The organism is Shewanella litoralis, from assembly GCF_009828585.1.
Classification (GTDB): domain Bacteria; phylum Pseudomonadota; class Gammaproteobacteria; order Enterobacterales; family Shewanellaceae; genus Shewanella; species Shewanella litoralis.
The window spans coordinates 39,794-46,588 of record NZ_WSRZ01000030.1 but is presented as its reverse complement, the minus strand read 5'-3'; the positions used below and the strand labels follow the sequence as shown (position 1 = coordinate 46,588).

At 45.4% G+C, this 6,795-nt stretch carries 3 protein-coding genes; 1 reads left to right on the top strand and 2 read right to left on the bottom strand.

Annotated features, from left to right (window positions below):
- Window positions 1-170: 170 nt before the first annotated feature.
- The gene (locus GQA99_RS18315) at window positions 171-434 is read left to right on the top strand and encodes a hypothetical protein (RefSeq protein WP_160056386.1); all 264 of its coding nucleotides are present in this window, start codon (window positions 171-173) and stop codon (window positions 432-434) included.
- 920 nt (window positions 435-1,354) lie between these two features.
- On the opposite strand, the gene atzF is transcribed toward GQA99_RS18315, so the two are convergent.
- Window positions 1,355-3,133 carry an allophanate hydrolase gene (gene atzF, locus GQA99_RS18310; protein WP_160056384.1) on the bottom strand — a complete coding sequence of 593 codons (1,779 nt, stop codon included), beginning with the start codon at window positions 3,131-3,133 and terminating at the stop codon, window positions 1,355-1,357.
- Between the two features lie 22 nt (window positions 3,134-3,155).
- The gene (gene uca / locus GQA99_RS18305; RefSeq protein ID WP_160056382.1) at window positions 3,156-6,788 is read right to left on the bottom strand and encodes an urea carboxylase; all 3,633 of its coding nucleotides are present in this window, start codon (window positions 6,786-6,788) and stop codon (window positions 3,156-3,158) included.
- Between the last annotated feature and the right edge of the window lie 7 nt (window positions 6,789-6,795).

Genomic DNA, 6,795 nt, shown 5'->3' with positions numbered 1-6,795 from the left:
GGTGATAATTGTCATTGGCTTTATTTATTGGTCATGTTGATTTGTTTGGCGACAATTATCAGATCATAAATAAGGCCTTTTTTCTATCTAAAATATAGGTTTATTGCTAAAGATCCTGTCTATGAGAGCATACTAACCAGAGAGTAGAGCTTGGTTTTATAAATTTTTTTATGGCGCCAAAATGGCTAATTGAAGGTTCAGCCGATTATATAAGAGGAAAACCTACGATTGGCTTTTGTGCCGGATTAGCTTCATGGGGTAATGACTCAAGCAAGCAGTTTTATTTTGAATCTTGGGCTAAGGTAGCCTACCTGTTACAAGTTCAAGATGTTAGTTATGATGATTTGTTTAAAAAAGATTTACACTTTACTGAGAGCGAAGATGTGATTAAGGCTAAAATTGCTGAAATTTATTGTCCCGCTGAAAAAATATAGCCATGATAATAGTACCCATCACGTTAATTTTTGTTCATATTCTTATCATTGCAATGTGCTTACGGAAGAAAAGTAAAGCTCTGGCATTTTATGTTATGTGCGAATTGTACTTTTCAGTAATTGCCGCTATTTCTTATTTGCAGTGACAAGGTGAATTATCTTGAAATGATGCGGATTATTGCGTACAGGCCTGAAACCATCAAGGGAAAAACTATGCTACAGAGTAAATCCAGCTGTTAACTGGGCTCATTATTTACAATAAGCATGTAAAAAATGGCAGTATATAGACGCTCACGGTGAGTTTAAAATAATACTCTGCTCACCCGCTCACCGAAGGTTTTTTGACCTTAGCTATCTATTCTATAGCCTAACACTTGTCATTGTTTTTGATGCGACTTATTTACGGCTAGAAGCGGTTGTACTGCCCTGATGTTTATAAAAGGCGGACTTAAAAGAGAGGCTGTGACCTAATTAAATCCGTACTACTACGCAAGTCAACTGCCCCCCCATGCGATTTTGTTTACCTTCTCCTTTGTCTGTTCGGGCTCGTGGAGTTTTATCAGACCCGTTTGATTTATACTTTATTATGATTCAAAATTTATATGTATAAAGTTAGCTCTTTTGAGGCCTCATAATTATTGACTTTTTTCAACTTCAGGAATAAAGTCAATCTTAGTTAGCAATTGCAGCTTTGACCGATAAAGATGATTGCAACCAAATGAATCTAAACGACTATTTTAACTATTTAATTCGAGAGTCTGGGTTCCTTTTTATTAGAGAAAGCTATCCCTCCGCCACATTCAAATAAAAAGGCTCATCAGAAATGATGAGCCTTTTTATTGGGCGAAAGATAGAGATTTAAACCCCGGGTTCCTCTTTATTACAAGTAAGCTATCCCTCTTCAAGATTCAACATCAAATTTAAGTGGCTTTGTATTTGCGCCAGCTACCAAACTCACTAATGTCTTTACCAATACTGGCGGCGTAACCCTCTGCAATAAAGCCAGTGACCCATGTGCCGTCGGCTAACTCGACTTTACCAATCCCTAATGGCTGAGCAATGCCTTCCACAAAAGAGCCAAACTCACTCACAGGCATAGTCCATACTTGCACCTCAAAAGCGACGCCATTGGCATCGTCGCGGATCATCGCAGGACGCTCTACCGCTCCGGGTACAGCGTACATACGATATTTAGCCGCTGAGGTTGTGGTTTGTGTTAACCAGGCTCCGCGATCTGTCAGTTGCCAGTTAAGCACCATGCCCGAAAGATGCGCGCCGCACACCAGCACATCAATGTACCCTGCACTGCTAGTCAGCGCGTTATCAACGGCTTGATATTGATATTCTGTTGCGCCAAGCGGTAAAGCGGCTTGTTGCTGAATACGTTCTGCAAGAGTTAACAACTTTTGATCGCTAAAAGCACTGCTAAAAATCGTAATACCAAAAGGCATGTTGTTGTCGGTAAATTGAGTCGGCACCGCTACTGCTGCTAAATCAAGCAGATTCATAAAGTTAGTGTAATAGCCTAAGTTTGAGTTGCGGGCTATCGGCTGTTCCATGATTTCTGCAATGGTGTAATGACTCCCAGCAGTGGGCGTAACCAGTACATCGACACCAGCCACCAGCTCATCTGAAATTTGTTTCATGGCCTGAAGTTTATATAAGGCACTAAAGGTGTCAGCGGCAGTTAACTCGGCACCCGCTGAAATAATTTGATAAATAACGTCCAGCATTGCCGAAGGGTTGTTATCGACAATGTCTTTTGTTGCCACATATCGCTCGGCCACCCAGGGGCCTTCATAAAGCAGCTTAGCGGCATCAAGCAGTGGCGCAAAACCTAACTCGACTTTAGTGCCCCCCATTTGCTCGAGTAACTCAACAGACTGAGTAAACGCTTTTTGATAATGCGTATCACCAAAAAATGCCAGCTGCTCAGGCTGCGGCACGGCAAACGTAAAGCTGTTTGGCACCGCAACCTGACCGATATTACTCTGAGGGTTTTGACGTGAATAACAATCTAATTTGTCAAACTCTGCCGCCACAGCAAACACTGACTTAGCGTCTACTGCCGTGAGGGCAAACACACTGACACAATCAAGGCTCCGACACGCGGGCACGACACCTGAGGTTGATAACAACCCTTTGGTGGCTTTTAATCCGACTAAATTATTAAAGCATGCTGGCACTCGGCCAGACCCAGCTGTGTCGGTACCTAGAGCAAAACTAACCACACCTTTTGCCGTCGCCACAGCAGAGCCAGAGCTTGACCCCCCAGAAATATATTTAGGGTTAAAGGCATTAGGTGTTGCGCCAAAAGGTGAACGCGTCCCCACGAGGCCTGTCGCAAACTGGTCTAAGTTAGTTTTACCCAGCGGAATAGCACCAGCAGCGATAAGCTGCTCAACAACGTAGGCCGATTTTAACGGCACATAGGTAAATTCCAGGCAGCCTGCCGTGGTAGGAATACCGGCTAAATCAATATTATCTTTAATCGCAAAAGGGACCCCCCAAAGAGGATGATCCGCCATGGGTTTGTCTGCCAATGCATCAATATAGGGCTGAATTTCTGCCGCTGACAATAAGTGTATCCACACAGAGTCAAGCGTGGCTGCCTGCTCAAGTAACGTATGAATAAGCTGTTGTGGTGTGGTTTCGCCGCTCTGATAAGCTTGTTTTAGTGACGCTATGGTTAAGTTCATTATGTATTCCTTTCGTTTCAATCTACTTTGCGGCTTTAAGCACTAACAACGCCTGCCCGGCCTGCACTTGCTGGCCCACGTCAACTAACACCCGTGAGATGGTGGCGGCTTCTGGCGAGCTAATGTCGATTTCCATTTTCATCGACTCAAGCACAATTAATGATTCACTCTCAGCCACCGCGGCGCCCGCTTCGACTTGCACTAACCACACGTTACCTGCCGCCGAGGATTCAACAATAAATTCGCCCTCGGCAAGCTCGATTTCGTCAGTAGCAGTATTTAGATCGACATCTTGTTGATAATTTAATTGACCAATGGCTTTCCAGGCTGCCATTTCTTGCTCAAAGGCTTGCTCTCGTTGACGAGTAAATTCGGTAATTTTTGCCTGTTGCTGTTGCCATTGTTTGGCTAATTCAGGCATTGATACCTTACTCTGGTCAATTTTGGGTTGCCATTTTCCAATGGGGAAGTCGGCACGGATCTGCATCAATTCATCATGGCTCACCGGATAGAATTGAATTTGATCAAAAATACGCAACAGCCAGGGGTTTTCAAATGAAGTGGTTTTACGGTAGCGGTTCCACATTTGTGCGGTACGGCCAACAAACTGATATCCCCCCGGCCCTTCCATGCCGTATACACACATATAAGCCCCGCCAATACCTACTGAGTTTTCAGCGGTCCAGGTTCGGGCTGGGTTATATTTTGTGGTGACTAGGCGATGACAAGGATTTAAGGGCGTGGCCACGGGTGCGCCAAGATAAACATCACCCAAACCGAGCACCAGGTAGCTGGCGTCGAACACAATATCTTTAACTTGTTCAATATGGTTAAGCCCATTAATGCGTTTGATAAACTCAAGGTTTGACGGGCACCAAGGGGCGTCTTTTCGCACAGATTGAATATACTTTTCAATGGCTAACTGACAGGCTTCATCGTCCCAACTTAGGGGTAAATGCACTACGCGCGAGTCAAACTCAAGTTGAGTGGTGTCGCCTAGGGCTAAATCTAATTGTTTGATGTGGGCAATAAGTTCAAATACATCCACGGCAAAGTTATCGTAATGCACTTGCAGTGAGCGGATCCCAGGGGTTAACTCAAGCACGCCATGAATATTTGCCGTCTTAACGGCCTCTAATAATGCTTGCACTCGCGCGCGCAGCGTTAGGTCTAACACCAGCTCGCCGTATTCAACCAGTAAAAACTTGTCACCCGCCTGACGAAACACAATATCTGGCTCAGCATCATGGGTGATTAATGTGGCTAATATGGGGGTATTTATCTCAGCTTGTTGATAACTCAGCGTCTGCTCACTCAAGCTTGATAACTGTTGTAGCTGCGCTTGTTCAACAGCTTTTGCGGTGGTTAAATCGACCACTTCAAAGCTGACTTTATCACCTGCTTGTAATTGACCTAGCTTCCACAAATCTGCCGATATCACGGTAAATGGACAAACAAAACCGCCTAGGCTTGGGCCGTCTGGCCCTAAAATCACCGGCATATCTCCTGTAAAATCAACGGTACCAAAAGCATAAGCGTTGTCATGAATATTTGAAGGATGCAGACCTGCTTCGCCGCCAGACTCACGCGCCCATTCAGGCTTAGGGCCAATCAGTCTAATACCGGTACGGCTAGAGTTGTAATGCACTTCCCATTGGTGCGCTGCAATGGTGGCAATGTCTTGGTCAGTAAAAAAGTCTGGTGCGCCATGTGGTCCATACATCACTCGCAGTTGCCATTGGTTGTCGATATTGGCGCTGAGGGTGTCGGCAAGGGTATGGTCAATATTCACAGGCTGGGTTTTGTTATCCTGACCTAAGCGTAAAAAGTCACCGGTGCGCAGCGCACGACCGCAATGGCCGCCAAATTGTCCTAAGGTAAAGGTGCTTTTACTGCCAAGGTAATCGGGGCAGTCAATACCACCAGCAATGGCTAAATAGGCTCTAGCGCCAGCCTGACTCACCTTGCCAACTTTTAAAATTTGACCTGCCTTTATGCTCATGATTTGGTTGTTGCTGTAGCTAACATCGTCGAGGCTAATGGCTATCTGTGCACCACAAATTACCGCTTGAGTGTCTTGATGAAACTGCAGTGAAGGCCCTTCTAAGGTGATTTCTAACCCAGCGGCATTAGGGTCGTTATTTAATAAACGATTGGCGAGGTTAAAAGAATAAAAATCAAATGGGCCAGAAGGCGGCACACCGATATCCCAATACCCAGTGCGGGCAGGATAATCTTGCACCGTGGTCATGGTGCCGGGTTTAATCACTTCAAAGCCGTTAAAACTGGCCGTTAAATCATTAAGCGTCCGGGTGAACATTTTACCCTGCTTAAAGATGTCACCGGCTAATATCTGGCGCACATAATCAATGTTAGTTACCACGCCATAAAGCTGGCTTTGCGCTAATGCGTGGTCGAGTTGCGTAATAGCTTGTTCACGATCATCAGCATGCACAATCACTTTAGCTAGCATAGGGTCAAAAAAGCTCGACACTTCAACCCCGGCTTCAATCCAGTGGTCGATACGCAATTGTGCGCCTGGCTCATTTGAGGCTTCTGGCCAGTTAACCTGGGTTAATAGACCGGCCGAAGGTTGAAAGTTTTTAACTGGGTTTTCAGCATAAACCCGAGTTTGAATGGCATGTCCCTGTGAAGATTTACCTGCTAAAGCTGACAAGTCACAGGCGTTAGCGGCAGCATCACAAAAGGCAATATTGAGCATCCATTCGACTAAGTCGACATCAAAACACAGTTCGGTTACGCCATGCTCGACTTGTAAGCGGGTGTTCACTTCTAAAAAGTAAAACGCCTGGTTATCGTTGTCATAAATAAACTCTACGGTGCCTGCATTTAAGTAATCTAACGACGTCATTAATTGCTTGGCCGTCGCCCACATATTTTGGCGTACCGTGTCTGGTAGGTTGGGGGCTGGGGTTTCTTCAATCACTTTTTGATTGCGGCGTTGGCTTGAGCAATCTCGCTCGCCTAGGGTTACCACGTCTCCTGCTCCGTTACCCAGCACTTGCACTTCAATGTGGCGAGCTTTTTCGACAAACTTTTCAAGAAACACGCCGTCGTTAGCAAAGTTTTGCGCGCCAAGGTATTTCACGTTGGCGAAGGCTTTTGCAAGCTGGCTTTCGTTGTCGCAACGTTGCATACCAATACCACCGCCGCCCGCGGTGCTTTTTAACATGACCGGATAACCCACTTGCTCAGCAAACGCCACAACATCGTCAACATTTTCAAGTAAGCCACTGCCCGGAACTAAAGGCACTCCGGCTTTTTCGGCAATATCACGAGCCTGATGCTTTAAGCCAAACGCCACCATTTGCTCTGGGCGCGGCCCAATAAAGCAGATGTTGTTTTCACTGAGTTTGATAGAGAAATCTGCGTTTTCACTTAAAAAACCATAGCCAGGATGAATCGCCTGTGCGCCTGATTGCTTTGCAATCTCAATGATTTTGTCTTGATTAAGGTAAGTTTGATTTGCCGGCCCGTCACCGAGGCTAAACGCTTGGTCTGCTAAGCGCACATGCAATGACTCTCGGTCGGCTTCTGAATAGATAGCGACACTAGCAATGCCAAGCTTTTTTAAGGTGCGGATAATACGGCAAGCAATAGCGCCACGATTAGCAATCAGTACAGTATTAAACATAATCAAA